The sequence below is a fragment of the Glycomyces artemisiae genome (assembly GCF_003002955.1).
GTDB classification, from domain to species: domain Bacteria; phylum Actinomycetota; class Actinomycetes; order Mycobacteriales; family Micromonosporaceae; genus Glycomyces; species Glycomyces artemisiae.
In genome coordinates this window covers 112,680-126,162 of the sequence record NZ_PVTJ01000004.1, presented here as the reverse complement: position 1 = coordinate 126,162, position 13,483 = coordinate 112,680, and the positions used below count along the sequence as shown (strand labels likewise).

Here is a 13,483-nt window from a genome sequence, read left to right as displayed (position 1 = left end):
CAGTGCTTGTGGTGCTACGCACAGCACTGACCATTGTCCCCCGGGAAATGCCGGGTTGTAAGTCTTGCACCCGACAGATCGGTTACGCCTTCGCGGCGCGCTACTCGGAGATGCGGCAGATCGGGGCGCCCGCGGCGACGACGTCGCCGATGCCGATCTCCAGGCCGGAGACCGTCCCGGACTTGTGCGCCTCGATGGGCTGCTCCATCTTCATGGCCTCCAGGACCACGATCGTGTCGCCCTTGACCACGGACTGGCCCTCGGTCACGGCCACCTTCACGATGGTGCCCTGCATCGGCGAGGGCAGCGCGTCGCCGCCGATCGCGGGACCGCCGTCGGCCTGCTTCTTCGCGGCGCGCTTCTTCGGCTTGCTGGAGGCGACGGGGTTGAGCAGCCCGGCGGGGATCGACACTTCGAGGCGCTTGCCGCCGACCTCGACGACGAGGCTGGTGCGCTCCTCGGCCTCGCCGTTCCCGGCGCCGCCCGCGGCGTACGGCTCCAGCGTGTTGTCCCACTCGGTCTCGATCCAGCGGGTGTGGACCGTGAAGTCCTCGGCGAACGCCGGGTCCTCGACGACGAGGCGGTGGAACGGGAGCACCGTCGCGATGCCCTCGACCTCCATCTCGGCGAGGGCGCGCGCGGAGCGGCGCAGGGCCTCCTCGCGGGTGGCGCCGGTGACGATGACCTTCGCGAGCAGCGAGTCGAAGTTCCCGTCGATGACGGACCCCTCCTCGATGCCGGTGTCGACGCGCACGCCCGGCCCGGCCGGGAGGCGCAGCTTCGTGACGGCGCCGGGCGCGGGCAGGAACCCGCGGCCGGGGTCCTCGCCATTGATGCGGAACTCGATGGAGTGGCCGCGCGGCTCGGGGTCCTCCAGGAGCGGGACGGCCTCGCCGGAGGCGATGCGGAACTGCTCGCGCACCAGGTCGAGGCCGCTGGTCTCCTCGGAGACGGGGTGCTCGACCTGGAGGCGGGTGTTCACTTCGAGGAAGGAGATGGTGCCGTCGACGGCCACGAGGAACTCGACGGTGCCCGCCCCGTGGTACTCGGCCTCCTTGCAGATGGCCTTGGCGGCGTTGTGGATCACGGCGCGCTGGTCGTCGGTGAGGAACGGCGCGGGGGCCTCCTCGACGAGCTTCTGGTGGCGGCGCTGGAGGGAGCAGTCGCGGGTGCCCACGACGATGACGTTCCCGTGCGTGTCGGCGAGGACCTGCGCCTCGACGTGGCGGGGCCGGTCGAGGTAGCGCTCGACGAAGCACTCGCCGCGGCCGAACGCGGCCTCGGCCTCGCGGACCGCGGACTCGTACAGGTCGGGGATCTCCTCGCGGGTGCGCGCGACCTTGAGGCCGCGCCCGCCGCCGCCGAACGCGGCCTTGATCGCGACGGGCAGGCCGTGCTCGTCGGCGAACGCGAGGATCTCGGAGGCGTCCGAGACGGGGTCCTTGGTGCCGGGCACCAGCGGCACGTCCGCCTTCATGGCGAGGTGCCTGGCGGTGACCTTGTCGCCGAGGTCCCTGATGGACTGCGGGGTCGGGCCGATCCAGGTGAGCCCGGCGTCGATGACGGCCTGGGCGAACTCGGCGTTCTCCGAGAGGAACCCGTACCCGGGGTGCACGGCGTCGGCCTCGGACCGCTCCGCGATCCGCAGGAGCTTGTCGATCCGCAGGTAGGTGTCGGCGGCCGTGAGGCCGTCGAGGGCGAACGCCTCGTCGGCCAGGAGGGTGTGGGGGGCATCGCGGTCGCCGTCGGCGTAGACGGCGACGGACTCGAAGCCGGCGTCACGGCAGGCCCGGATGACTCTCACTGCGATCTCGCCGCGGTTGGCGATCAAAACCTTGCGCACGTCCCGCAGTGTAGTTGCCGGGTATCCGGGACCGGGGGCGCGCCGAGACGCAGGGCCCGGAAGAACCGGCACGAACCGGACTGTTTTTAGAGGGTCTCCATAAGACGGGTTGTGGATTTTTTAGCGTGATCTATTAAACGATCGTTCAGGGGTTTACTTTCCGATCCCCTCGCGCCACATCTGGACCTGCTCCACGAACCTGTCGCTCTGGATGGCCTCGCGCCAGTAGCGCGCCTGCTCCTCGTCGAGGTCCGAACCGATGTCGAGGTCCCCGGACTCGATGCGCGCGGCCGTGTTCTCGCACCACTCGGCGTCCACGGCCCACAGGTCGGCCTGGCGGCGGATCATCGCCCGCGCGTGTGCGGGCACGAACGCGTCCCCGTTGGCCTCCTTGAAGTCCGAGGTCGTCGCCGCGAGCACCTGGGTGACCAGCTCGACGCGCTCGTAGAGCGTCTCGGCCCGCTGCCGGAGCATCGCCACGTTCTCGGCGGGGCTGAGGACCTGCGCGAACGTCCACGCCGTGTGGAACGGGTCCTCTGAGGCCGAGACCTCCCACAGCTTCTCGCGCAGCGTCCGCTGGAAGTCGGTCTCGCCCTTCGCGGTGATCCGGTACGTCGTGCGCGCGGGGCGCGCGTCGACCGACTCGGTGCCGACGACCTCGATGCTCCCGTCGGCGGTGAGCCGCTTGAGCGCGTGGTAGATCGAGCCCGCGCCGACCTCCGACACCCCGGGCAGCCGCCAGGAGTCGAGCTCCCGGCGCACGAGGTAGCCGTGGACGGGGCCGAGCCACCTGACCAGGCCGAGGACAAGCAAGCGCGTGCTCCACATGCCGTCGATATTACTCCAGGCTTGACTATGGCGCTACGGACCCGGAATCCGAGTTGCGGGCGTCTCAGGGGTGTGGTTATAGTCAAACTTGAACAAGGAAACAGGTTCACAGAAACACCGTTCCATCGATCCGTCCACCCGTGAGGTACCCATGCTCATCGAGACCAAGGGGCTGAAGAAGACCTTCAAGTCCCGCGGCAAGGAGGTCGAGGCCGTGCGCGGCGTCGACCTCGCCGTGAAGGAAGGGGAGGTCTTCGGCCTCCTCGGCCCGAACGGCGCCGGCAAGACCACCACCATGCGGATGCTCTCGACCCTCATCGAGCCCACCGAGGGGCAGGCCGTCGTCTGCGGCCACGACCTCGCCCGCGAGGCCGGGAAGGTCCGCCGCGACATCGGCTACGTCGGCCAGGCCGGCGGCACCTGGGGCGAGGTGACCGCCCGCGAGGAACTCGTCATGCAGGGCCGCCTGTACGGCATGTCGAAGAAGCGCTCGCAGGTCCGCGCCGTCGAGGTCCTGGAGGCGTTCCAGCTCGGCGAGTACGCCGACCGCAACGTCAAGACCTACTCCGGCGGCCAGAAGCGCCGCCTCGACATCGCGCTCGGCATCATGCACGAGCCGAAGCTCCTGTTCCTCGACGAGCCGACCACGGGCCTCGACCCCCAGTCGCGCGCCCACATGTGGGACGAGGTGCGGGCCCTGCGCGAGCGCGGCACCGCGATCTTCCTGACCACGCACTACCTCGACGAGGCCGACGCCCTGTGCGACCGGCTCGCGATCATCGACCACGGCGAGATCGTCGCCGAGGGCACCCCGATCGCCCTCAAGAAGGAGGTCGCCGGGGACGTCGTCGCCGTCGGCGTCGCCGACCGCGCCGCCGAGGCCCACGACCTGTTCGCCGCCAAGGACTTCGTGCGCGAGGTCGAGACGGGCGAGGCCGACCCGGCCACCGGGATCGCGATCCTGCGCCTCTACGTCGACGACGGCGCCGCCGCGCTCCCCGAGCTGCTCCGCGCCCTCGACGGCGCCGACCTCTCCCCGGCCTCCATCGAGCTCCACCGGCCGAGCCTCGACGACGTCTTCCTGAAGCAGACCGGCCGGTCCCTGCGAGAGGAGAAGTAGCCGTGAAGGTCTTCCGCGACACCTGGCTCGTGTACTCCCGGGCCATGAAGCTCAACCTGAAGCAGCCGGTCTGGCTCATCGTCATGCTGGTCCAGCCGATCTACTTCCTGTTCCTGTTCGCCCCGCTCCTCGAACCCATGGACGGCATGCCCGGGTTCGAGAACGGCGCGATGGAGACGTTCGTGCCCGGCCTCATCATCATGATGGCGCTCTTCGGGTCCGCGTTCGTCGGCTTCGGCCTCATCGCCGAGCTGCGCCAGGGCGTCATCGAGCGCATGCGCGTCACCCCGGTCAGCCGCATCGCCCTCATGCTCGGGCGCACCCTGTCCACGGTGACCACCACGGTGTTCCAGTCGCTCGCGCTGGTGCTGCTGGCCGCCGCGACCGGGAAGCTCGACGTCTACTGGCCCGGCGTGGCCCTGATGCTGCTCATCGTCATGCTCACCGCGTTCATGCTCGCGGCCGTCTCCCTCGGCCTCGCGATCATCCTCAAGAGCGAGGACGCGATGGCGCCGACGATCAACACGCTCGTCCAGCCGATCATGCTCATCTCCGGCATCATGCTCCCGATGGTCATGGCCCCCGCCTGGCTCCAGAACGTCGCCGACTTCAACCCGTTCTACTACGCCGTCCAGGCCTCCCGCGAACTCTTCGCCGGCAACCTCGACTCCAGCTTCGTCTGGGAGGCGCCCGTCATCCTCGGCGCCCTCACCATCGTCCTCGTCTGGTGGGCGACCCGAAAGTTCGCCCGCGCCGTGGCATAGCACCAGGAAACCCGAAAGCCGGAGGGCCGGACGCGCTTCGCGCGTCCGGCCCTCCGGCGATCAGGTTCGGCTACTCGCCGAAGGTCTTGTAACCGCACTTGATCGGGGTGGTGTCACTGGCTCCATCCTGGAGACAGACCTTCATCCGGTAGGTGAAGCCGTTCAATACGTCGTTCTGGAATCCGACGTACGTCCCCGCACCGGTGTTGTTGTACGCCGACTCCTTGTCGGCCCATTTCGAACTTGAGATGATCCAGACCTGGAGGGTGCCCTCGATTCCGTGGCCGTCCTTGTACCAGTCGTAGACGCGGAACTTGTCGCCGTCGTCGATGTGCCACATGTCGCCGACGAGGATGTCCTGGTAGACGAGGTCGTAGACGGTGTCCGCGGCGTATGCGGGACTGGTGATGCCGGCGATCATCGCGATCCCCGCTGCGGCGGTGACAGCCGCTCTGGCGACCCACTTCTTGATCATCGTTGGTGCTCCTCGATTCATGGAACGGCGGTTCGGGGACCGGGAAGGGTCTCCGGGAACCGAATTCGAGGAACAGCCTTACAGAAACCGTTTAACCGCAAATAAATCGAGGTCGCGGCCGTGCCTGAAACCAGCTCTCAGCGTGCAAGGTGCACCAGCCTCGAAGCCATGCGCGCGATCCAGGACCAGGTCTCCCGGAAATGAAAAGACCGCCGCGCGTCAGCGCGGCGGTCGTCGGGTCCGAGCGGCTACAGCGTCTCGACGCCGTCGGCGCCTCGGAGGGCGCCCCGGGTGTCGAGGACCGGGACGCCTGCGGGGAGGGCGTCGGGCTGGTACTCGCCGTGGTTGGTGAGGAGGACGATGAGGTCGGCCTTGGCGGTGGCGAGGTCGGCGACGCGCTCGACCTCGTGGCCGCCGACGGTCCAGGTCGTCACGTGCGGGTCGTGGTACGCGACCTCGGCGCCCGCCTCGATGAGCTTGCGGCCCACCGGGGTCGCGGGGGACTCGCGCTGGTCGGCGATGTCGGGCTTGTAGGTGACGCCGAGGAGGAGGACCCGGGCGCGCGAGAGCGCGATGCCGTTGCCGTTGAGCTTCGCCATGGCCCGGTTGACCACGTACTCGGGCATCCGGTTGTTGATCTCCTGCGCCAGCTCCACGAACCGGAACGGGTACCCGAGGGTCCGCACCTTGTACGACAGGTAGTTCGGGTCGATCGGGATGCAGTGCCCGCCGACGCCCGGCCCCGGGTAGAACGCCTGGTAGCCGAACGGCTTGGTCTTCGCGAGGCCGATCGCGTCCCACAGGTCCACGCCGAGCTCGCGGCAGAACACCGCCATCTCGTTCACGAGCGCGATGTTGACGTGCCGGTAGGTGTTCTCCAGGAGCTTCGCCATCTCGGCCTCGCGCGGGCCCTTGGCCTCCACGATCGTGTCGATGAACCGCGAATACAGCGCCTTCGCCGCGGCGGTGCACTCGGGCGTGAGGCCGCCGACCACCTTGGGGGTGTTGACGATCCCGTACACCGGGTTGCCCGGGTCGACCCGCTCGGGGGAGAACGCGAGGCAGAAGTCCGCGCCGGGCTCCAGGCCCGACTCCTCCTTGAGGATCGGGGCCACGACCTCCTCGGTCGTGCCCGGGTAGGTGGTGGACTCCAGGACCACGAGCGCGCCGCGCCGCAGGTGCTGCCCGGCGGAGCGGGACGCGCCGATGACCGCGGCCAGGTCGGGGCCGCCCGCCTCGCCCAGCGGCGTGGGCACGCAGATGACGATCGCCTTGGCGCGCGACTGAACGGAGGCGTCGGTCGTCGCGGTGTAGCCCTGCCCGAGCATCACGGCCAGTTCGGCGTCGGCGATGTCGTCGATGTGGCTGGAGCCCGCGTTGAGCGCGTCGACCACGGTCTGCGAGCGGTCGAGGCCGACCACGGCCAGGCCCCGGGCGGCCGCGGCCTGCGCGAGGGGCAGGCCCACATAGCCCTGGCCGACCACGACCAGGTCGACGTCGAAGGCCGGCTCGTTCGGTGCCGCGTCGTTAACCACAGTGGAGTCCTTTGCGAATCGGCAGGGTGGGATCGAGAGGGTCAACCGAGATTAGCAACGGCAACGTCCACGGGTCCAACCAGGGCAAACGTCAATTCCCGTTGGCTATTCGTTCATTTATTCGTCACGTAATGTGCGCGAAATCGTCGTTCCGCGGATCTGTTCACCGATTGATAGACGAAAGTTCACCATTCCCCGAAGGCGTCCGCGGGCTCGCGGACCTGCGCGAACCGCTCCCAGAAATCTGCCGTTCACATGCGGTTTCACCCGGTGCGCGGCGTGACCGCGGCCCCATTCTCCGGCCGGTCCGAAGTGCCGCCTGGGGCTACGATCGGTGCATGCCCGCACTGAGCATTGTCATCCCCGTCTACGAGGCCGAGGCGTACCTCGCCGGGTGCCTCCGGACGATCACCGGCGGGGGCGACCGGCTCGAAGTGGTCGTCGTCGACGACTGCTCGCCCGACGGCTCCCGCGCCGTCGCCGAGGCCTTCGCCGCCGAGGACCCGCGCATCCGCGTCGTCGCGACCCCGCAGAACGCGGGCTCGGGCCCGGCCCGGAACTTCGGCCTCACGCAGGCGAAGGGCGACTACGTGTGGTTCGTCGACGGCGACGACGAGCTCAAGCCCGGCGCCGTCGAGCGCGTGCTCGCCGCCGTCGAGGCCCCCGAACGGCCCGACGTGGTCCTCGTGCAGCACGAGAAGGTCCGCGACACCGGCGTCGTCGAGATCGGCGAGCTCGCCGACCTCGCCGCGCACTGCCCCGCCGACCCGGCCTCGTTCACGCTCGCCGAGTGGCCGCAGATCGTCGACTACACGCACACCCCGTGGACGAAGGTCTCCCGCCGCGAGTTCCTCACCGGCATCGACCTCGGCTTCCCCGCGGGCTGGTACACCGACATCCCCTGGACGTACGGGCTGCTGCGCCGCGCCGAGCGGATCAGCGTCGTCACCGAATGCTGCTACCAGTGGCGCCAGCGCGCCGGGTCCTCGATCACGCGGACCCGCGACGACCGCCACTTCGACGTGTTCACCCAGTGGCAGCGCGTCTGGGACGACTTCGAGGGCGTCACCGACCAGGGCGTGCGCGTCGCCTTGTTCAACCACATGGTCTGGCACCTGCTCCTCGTCATCGGGAACACCGAGCGCGTCGACCCGAAGAAGCGCCGCGAGTTCTTCCGCCGCACCTCGGGGCTCTACCGCCGCTACCACCCCGGCCCTGACGCGTGGCACCCCGCCGAGGGCGTCACCGGCCTCAAGCAGCGGCTCCTCGCCGCCCGCGCCTACCTCGGGTACGAGGCCCTGCGCCAGGTGTACCGGCTCGCCCAGCGGCTCAAGCACACCGACGTGAGCGGCCGCGACTCAGCGGCCGAGCCCGCGCCTGACGGCCCGGCGCAGCGGACCGAGGCCGCGCTCCCGGCCCCCACCCGCGTCACCGGCCCCTGAAGCCGGGGCGAACGCCTCCACGAGGGGGCCTTCACTGATCTTCTCCGCACCCCAGACGTCTGCAATGGACACGTTGAGGTGCGCTGCGCGCGCCGCCGCCGCGGCGCGTTCCAAGCGCACGATTCCTTGGGGCAGTATGACTTCCAGCAGTCCAAGTCGGTGCTCGTTCGCATGGTCCACGAGGACCCTGACGGCCTCCGGGCCGGGCTCGGCGTCGGCGGGCACCTCGATGCGGTACGGCACGCGCCGGTCCGGTTCGAACGCCTCGGCGAAACGCACCCGCCCTTCGCCCTTGAACGCCTCCAACAGGTTCCGGGACGCGAAGTGCGGGTCGTCCAGGGGCGCATGGCGGCCGGTGTGCGGCTCGGGCCACTCGCCCGTGACGGTGACGCGCACGTCCCGCACCGAACCGCCCAGAATCGCGTCCACACAGGACTCAGTGCCGTCACCGGCCGCGACCGCGACGTCGGCGAGCGGCGTGTCCCAGGACCGGTTCGCCCTGGGCCGCTTCAAGTCCACCTCCGGGACCCGGTTCGCGATCCGGGGACGCCGGTACGCCTTCGCGAGGTCGCCGCGCGAAGCGATCTGCCGCGGGCCCAGGTGCCACGCCGAGGAGTCCTCGTCGGGCACGAACAGCGCGCCCGCCTGGTGCAGCCGGTACCCGAAGACCGTGTCCGAACCGAGCAGCACGTCCGCGTCCATCCCGCCAGAGGCGTCGAACATGGTGCGCGCCACCGAGAACGACGCGCCCACGAGCACCCGGAACGCCCGGTGGTCGGCTTCGCGCAGACCCGCGGTGGCGCCGATGATCTGCTCGATCCACTGCGGCTCGGCCCGGTCGTACAGCGACGCGGCCTTCCCGGCCCGCACCGCCTCGAACACGTCCACGGGATCGAGGTCCCCGGCCCGGTAGTCCACGAAGCGCTTGTGCCCCAGCACCGCCAGGTAGTCGGCGGCGTGGTGCCACCGCAGCTGCGACTCCACGTGGTCGTCGAAGACCAGCATGTCCGAGTCCAGGCGCAGCACCACATCGCCGTCCGACTGCGCCGCACCGGAGTTCGTGGCGTGCGCGGAGGCCCACCCGCCCGGCAGCGGCTTGACGATCCGCGTCGACTCGGGCCGCAGCTCCGGCAGGCGCAGCGGCGGCTCCGTGCCGTCGTCGACCACGACCGCTTCCACGAGCGACGACGGATACGACTGCGCCGCAAGGGAAGCGAGCGTGACGTCCAGTTTGTCCTGATGGCCGTGCGCGGGGATCACGATGCTCACGCTGAGCTTCGGCCGCCAGTCCGCGCCCGGCCGGTCGAGGGGGCCGTAGTCGTTGCGGCGCAGGACGGTCACTGCTGGCTCCTAGCGTTTGAGCATGGCGCGCAGGCGGGCGCGCTGGCGGGCGTTGAAGTACTTGCGGGCGAAGCGGCGCGCGATGTCCGCCGGGGGCGGGCTGAAGACGGTGCCCTCGGGTTCATCGGCGGCGAGGTCGTCGAAGGTGGTGACGCCCCAGATCCCGGCGACGACCTGGTCGAGGCCGGTGCCGCCGGTGATGTGGCGGGCGCGCGCGAACGCGGCGGTGCGCTCCAGGCGGGCGGGCGGGCCGCCGGGGAGCTCGGCGAGCACGAGGCCGGCGTCGACGCGCTCCATGAGGTGCAGCATCCGGCCGAGCCCTTTGGCGCGCATGGGGACCGGTTTGGGCAGCAGCAGCCGGTAGGGGACGGCCGGGTCGGCCTCGGGGGCCTGCTGGGTGATCCGCACGCGGGATTCGGCGTCGTACAGCTCCTCGATGAGGCGCAGCTGCGCGCCGTCCCCGGCGAGGATCGACGCGCGGTCCTGCGGGGCCGGGCCCTGGCCGGTGACCAGGGTGATCCGCACGTCCCCGTCGGGGCCGCCGAGGACGGGCGCGACGGCCGCGTCCACTTCGGCCGCGGTCGCGTCGGCGATGTCGACCACCATGTCCACCAAGGGGACCCGCCATGCGCGGGGCGCGGCGGTGCGGCGCCAGCCGTGCAGCGGCACGCGCTGCGCGATGTACGGGACGCGCTGCTGGCGGCCCTCGTCGCCGCGCTCCAGCATCTGCGGCATCCCCAGATGCCATGCGGAGGAACGGGTCTCGGGGACGAACACGGCCCCGGCCTGCGCGAGCCGGTACGCGAACTCGGTGTCCGAGCCCAGGCGCAGGTCGGTGTCGAGGCCGCCGACGGTCTTGAAGAAGTCGCGGTGCAGCGACCCGGTGGCGCCGATGAACACCCGGTAGTTCGTGGGGTGGTGCGCGGTCAGGCCGTCGGTGTCGGCGATGACCGTCTCGATCCAGTGCGAGGTCGAGTCCTCGATCGCGAACAGGGCCGCGCCCTCGCCGACGAGGACCTTCTCGTGGACCTGCTCGGGCGTCAGGCGCCCCGGCTCCCACGCGGTGAACCGCTTGTGGCCCAGCACGGCCAGGTAGTCGGCGGTGTGGTGCCAGCGCATCTGCTGCTCGACGTGGTCGCGGTAGGCGACCATGTCGGAGTCCAGGCGCAGGATCACCTGCCCGTCGGCGTGCGCGACGCCGGTGTTCACGCCGTGCGCCGAGCCCCACGAGTCGGGGGTGGTGGTGACCAGGCGGGTGTGCTCGGGGCGCAGCTCGGGGAGGCGCAGGGGCGGGGACGAGTTGTCGTCGACGACGACGACCTCGGTCAGCTCGGCCGGGTACGTCTGGGCGGCGAGGGCGGCCAGCGTGAGGTCCAGCTTCTCCTGCGCCCCGTAAGCTGGGATGACGACGCTCACCGCGAGACTCGGCTTCCAGGTGTCGCCTTGCGGCGGGTGGAGGGCCCTATAGTCGTTGCGGACGATGCGCGGGCGTTTCGGTGAGTCGCTCATTTCGCGCCCACGATATCCCGGCAGCGGCGGAGGACATTGACCGGCTTCCCAGTTCAACATCTGTTTACGCAGGTGAGGGGGACCGTTCGTTTTCAATTCAGCTTCGCGGCCTTTGAGTCCGCGAGGATCTCAGTCGAAAGCGACGCAGAGATGAACGGACGAGATGACTCCAGCTAGCGAGGACGCGCGCTACCCGGCCCGCCTGATCGACGACCAGCTCAGGCAGTCGAGGGCCCGCAGGCGCGGCTCGCTGGTGTCGACCGCGCTGCGGACCCGCTCGCCGGGCGGCAGGTACCTGCTCGCGGCGGCCGCGACCAGGTCGCTGACGCTGCATGAACTGCTCGCCGCGGCCCGCGAGGGACGCCGTGTGGACGCCGACCCCGAGGCCCTCGCGGACCTCGCCCGCGTCGTCGGCCTCCAGTTCGGGACCGCGGAAGACCGCGCGGACGCGCTCGCCCTGTTCGACCTGGCGCTGGAGCTGGGCGGCCCGAAGCGGATCGGCCCGCGCAGCGCCGCGGTCCACGCGCAGCTCGCGTACGCGGCGGGCGACGCCGAGGCGGTCCGGCGGCTGCTGCGCCGGTACCGGCACCTGCCCGCGCTGGAGCGCGACGCGCTCGTAGCGGACCTGGAGCACCCGGACGCGGGCGGCGACGAGCGCGCCTGGATCAAGCGCCTCGGGGCGCTGTGCGGGCACCCTGAACTCCGACTCGACCCCGACCGCTCGCTGCCGTGGTTCGACCGGCTCCGCGCCGAGGCCGCGCCCGGGAGCGTCGACGGTCCGAAGGTCTCGGTCGTCATGACCGCGTACCGGCCCGACCGGGCGCTGCTCACCGCCGTCGGATCACTGCTCGACGGCACGTGGGCGAACCTCGAAGTGCTCGTCGTCGACGACGCCTCCGGAGCCGAGTACGACCCGGTCCTGGACGCCGCCGCGGCCCTGGATGCGCGGGTCCGGGTGATCCGCAAGGACGTCAACGGCGGCACGTTCGCGGCCCGCAACACCGCCTTCGATGCAGCGTCAGGCGATTTCATCACCGGACTGGACTCCGACGACTGGGCCGCGCCCGGCCGCATCGCGCGCTCGATCGCCCCGCTCCTCGCCGACCCCGGGCTGCAACTCACGTACGGCGACGCGTTCCTGTGCAACGAGGACCTCACCGCGACCCGCCCCGGCCGGGTCCTCACCACCGCTTCGACGGCGTCGATGATGTTCCGCCGCAGCGCACTCGACCGCCTCGGCTACTACGACGAGATCCGCAAGGGCGCCGACACCGAACTCCTGCACCGCTTCTCGGCCGCCTACGGCGAGCACGCCGTCAAGCGCCTCAGGGCAACCGACACGATCATGCGCCAGGCGCCCGGGTCGCTGTCGCGCGAGGAGTTCGGGCCCGGCTGGAAGCACCCGTCCCGCCGCGCCTACCAGTCCTCCTATCCCTTGTGGCACAAGCAGATCGCCACTGGTGAGGCCGACCCGCGCCTGCCGCGCCGCCCCGAGCCGCGCCCGTTCTGGGCCCCGTACCACGCGGCCGTCGCCCGCGCCGAGCAGCGGCGGCGGCGCTTCGACGTCGTGTTCTGCCTCGACTGGCGGCCCTTCGGCGGCCCCCAGAAGTCCACCATCGAGGAGATCAAAGCGCTTCGGGCCGAAGGCATGTCGGTCGCGGTCATGCACCTCGAATCGTGGCGGCACATGACCACCGAGGACCGGCCCATGTGCGAGCCGATCCAGCGGATGGTCAACGACGGCACGGTCGACCAGGTCCTGGTCACCGACGACGTCGCCTGCGACCTCCTCGTGCTGCGCTACCCGCCGATCCTCCAGTTCCGCTCCGGCGAGCGCTCCAGCGTGCGCCCCGACCGGATGATCGTGCTCGCCAACCAGGCCCCGGCCGAGCGCGACGGCACCGACGTCCGCTACGACCCGGACGGCTGCCACGCCAACGCGACCGACATGTTCGGCACCGAGCCCCTGTGGGTCCCGCAGGGGCCGCAGGTCAGGGAGGCGCTGAGCGGGCTGACCGCGGGCCGCCTCGCCGAGTTCGACATGCCCGGCATCCTCGACACCGCCGACATCGCCCCCGCCCGCACCGGGTTCCGCTCCGTCCTGCCCGTGGTCGGGCGCCACTCCCGCGACGACCGCACCAAATGGCCGGCCGCGGAGGACCTGCCGCTCGTCTACCCGGGCGACGGCCGCTGGGACGTGCGCATCATGGGCGGCGTCAAGTCCATCCCGCAGATCACCGGCGAGCCCGTCCCGCCCGAGTGGACCTGCTACGGCTTCAACGAGACCGACGTGGACTCGTTCCTGTACCAGCTGGACTTCTGGATCTACTTCCCGCACCCGATGCAGTACGAGGCGTTCGGCCGCGCCGTCCTCGAAGCGCTCGCCGCCGGGTGCGTCGCCGTCCTCCCGCCGCGGTTCGAACCGGTCTTCGGCGACGCGGCCCTGTACTGCGAGCCCTCCGAAGTGGTCCCATTGGTGGACGGCCTGTACGCCGACCCCGAGCGGTACCTCGACCGCAGCGCCCTCGCCCAGCAGCGGGTGCGCGAGCGGTTCAGCCACGACTCCTACCGAAAGCTCGTGTCGGACCTGCTGGCCGACAGCCCCGTCCGAACCGCGTCAGCCTGA

At 70.6% G+C, this 13,483-nt stretch carries 10 protein-coding genes; 4 read left to right on the top strand and 6 right to left on the bottom strand.

Going from position 1 to position 13,483, the window contains the following annotated elements; genetic code table 11:
* Positions 1–100: 100 nt before the first annotated feature.
* Together B0I28_RS11975 and B0I28_RS11970 are read right to left on the bottom strand one after the other, a co-directional pair.
* Positions 101–1,843 (bottom strand): acetyl/propionyl/methylcrotonyl-CoA carboxylase subunit alpha, encoded by a 1,743-nt coding sequence (locus B0I28_RS11975; RefSeq protein ID WP_106364066.1) that lies wholly within the window; start codon positions 1,841–1,843, stop codon positions 101–103.
* A 153-nt stretch (positions 1,844–1,996) separates the two neighbouring features.
* Positions 1,997–2,671 (bottom strand): PadR family transcriptional regulator, encoded by a 675-nt coding sequence (locus B0I28_RS11970; protein WP_106364065.1) that lies wholly within the window; start codon positions 2,669–2,671, stop codon positions 1,997–1,999.
* A 151-nt stretch (positions 2,672–2,822) separates the two neighbouring features.
* Here B0I28_RS11970 and B0I28_RS11965 point away from each other — a divergent pair, with 151 nt between their 5' ends.
* A complete protein-coding gene (locus B0I28_RS11965) occupies positions 2,823–3,791 on the top strand; it encodes an ATP-binding cassette domain-containing protein (RefSeq protein WP_106364064.1) in 969 nt (322 codons plus the stop codon).
* Between the two features lie 2 nt (positions 3,792–3,793).
* Positions 3,794–4,555, top strand: a complete 762-nt coding sequence (locus tag B0I28_RS11960; protein WP_106364063.1) for an ABC transporter permease — start codon at positions 3,794–3,796, stop codon at positions 4,553–4,555.
* A gap of 70 nt (positions 4,556–4,625) precedes the next feature.
* Here B0I28_RS11960 and B0I28_RS11955 read toward each other — a convergent pair whose 3' ends face one another.
* Positions 4,626–5,030, bottom strand: a complete 405-nt coding sequence (locus tag B0I28_RS11955; RefSeq protein WP_106364062.1) for a hypothetical protein — start codon at positions 5,028–5,030, stop codon at positions 4,626–4,628.
* 248 nt (positions 5,031–5,278) lie between these two features.
* Positions 5,279–6,565: a nucleotide sugar dehydrogenase gene (locus B0I28_RS11950; protein WP_106364061.1), complete on the bottom strand. Its 1,287-nt coding sequence runs from the start codon at positions 6,563–6,565 to the stop codon at positions 5,279–5,281.
* A 338-nt stretch (positions 6,566–6,903) separates the two neighbouring features.
* Between B0I28_RS11950 and B0I28_RS11945 the strand changes: the two genes are divergently transcribed.
* A complete protein-coding gene (locus B0I28_RS11945) occupies positions 6,904–8,007 on the top strand; it encodes a glycosyltransferase family 2 protein (RefSeq protein ID WP_181245762.1) in 1,104 nt (367 codons plus the stop codon).
* Here B0I28_RS11945 and B0I28_RS11940 read toward each other — a convergent pair.
* Complete coding sequence (locus B0I28_RS11940; protein ID WP_106364059.1) at positions 7,924–9,348, bottom strand: glycosyltransferase family 2 protein; 1,425 nt, start codon at positions 9,346–9,348, stop codon at positions 7,924–7,926. The genes B0I28_RS11945 and B0I28_RS11940 overlap by 84 nt on opposite strands.
* A gap of 9 nt (positions 9,349–9,357) precedes the next feature.
* Positions 9,358–10,857, bottom strand: coding sequence for a glycosyltransferase family 2 protein (locus tag B0I28_RS11935; RefSeq protein ID WP_181245761.1), 1,500 nt, complete (start codon positions 10,855–10,857; stop codon positions 9,358–9,360).
* 163 nt (positions 10,858–11,020) lie between these two features.
* On the opposite strand from B0I28_RS11935, the gene B0I28_RS11930 reads away from it, so the two are divergent.
* Positions 11,021–13,483 carry a glycosyltransferase gene (locus B0I28_RS11930; RefSeq protein ID WP_106364057.1) on the top strand — a complete coding sequence of 821 codons (2,463 nt, stop codon included), beginning with the start codon at positions 11,021–11,023 and terminating at the stop codon, positions 13,481–13,483.

Coding starts and splice junctions, on each gene's coding strand:
- B0I28_RS11970 (WP_106364065.1), bottom strand. CDS start 2,671: ATGTGGAGCACGCGCTTGCTTGTCCTCGGCCTGGTCAGGTGGCTCGGC.
- B0I28_RS11935 (WP_181245761.1), bottom strand. CDS start 10,857: ATGAGCGACTCACCGAAACGCCCGCGCATCGTCCGCAACGACTATAGG.
- B0I28_RS11965 (WP_106364064.1), top strand. CDS start 2,823: ATGCTCATCGAGACCAAGGGGCTGAAGAAGACCTTCAAGTCCCGCGGC.
- B0I28_RS11955 (WP_106364062.1), bottom strand. CDS start 5,030: ATGATCAAGAAGTGGGTCGCCAGAGCGGCTGTCACCGCCGCAGCGGGG.
- B0I28_RS11930 (WP_106364057.1), top strand. CDS start 11,021: ATGACTCCAGCTAGCGAGGACGCGCGCTACCCGGCCCGCCTGATCGAC.
- B0I28_RS11945 (WP_181245762.1), top strand. CDS start 6,904: ATGCCCGCACTGAGCATTGTCATCCCCGTCTACGAGGCCGAGGCGTAC.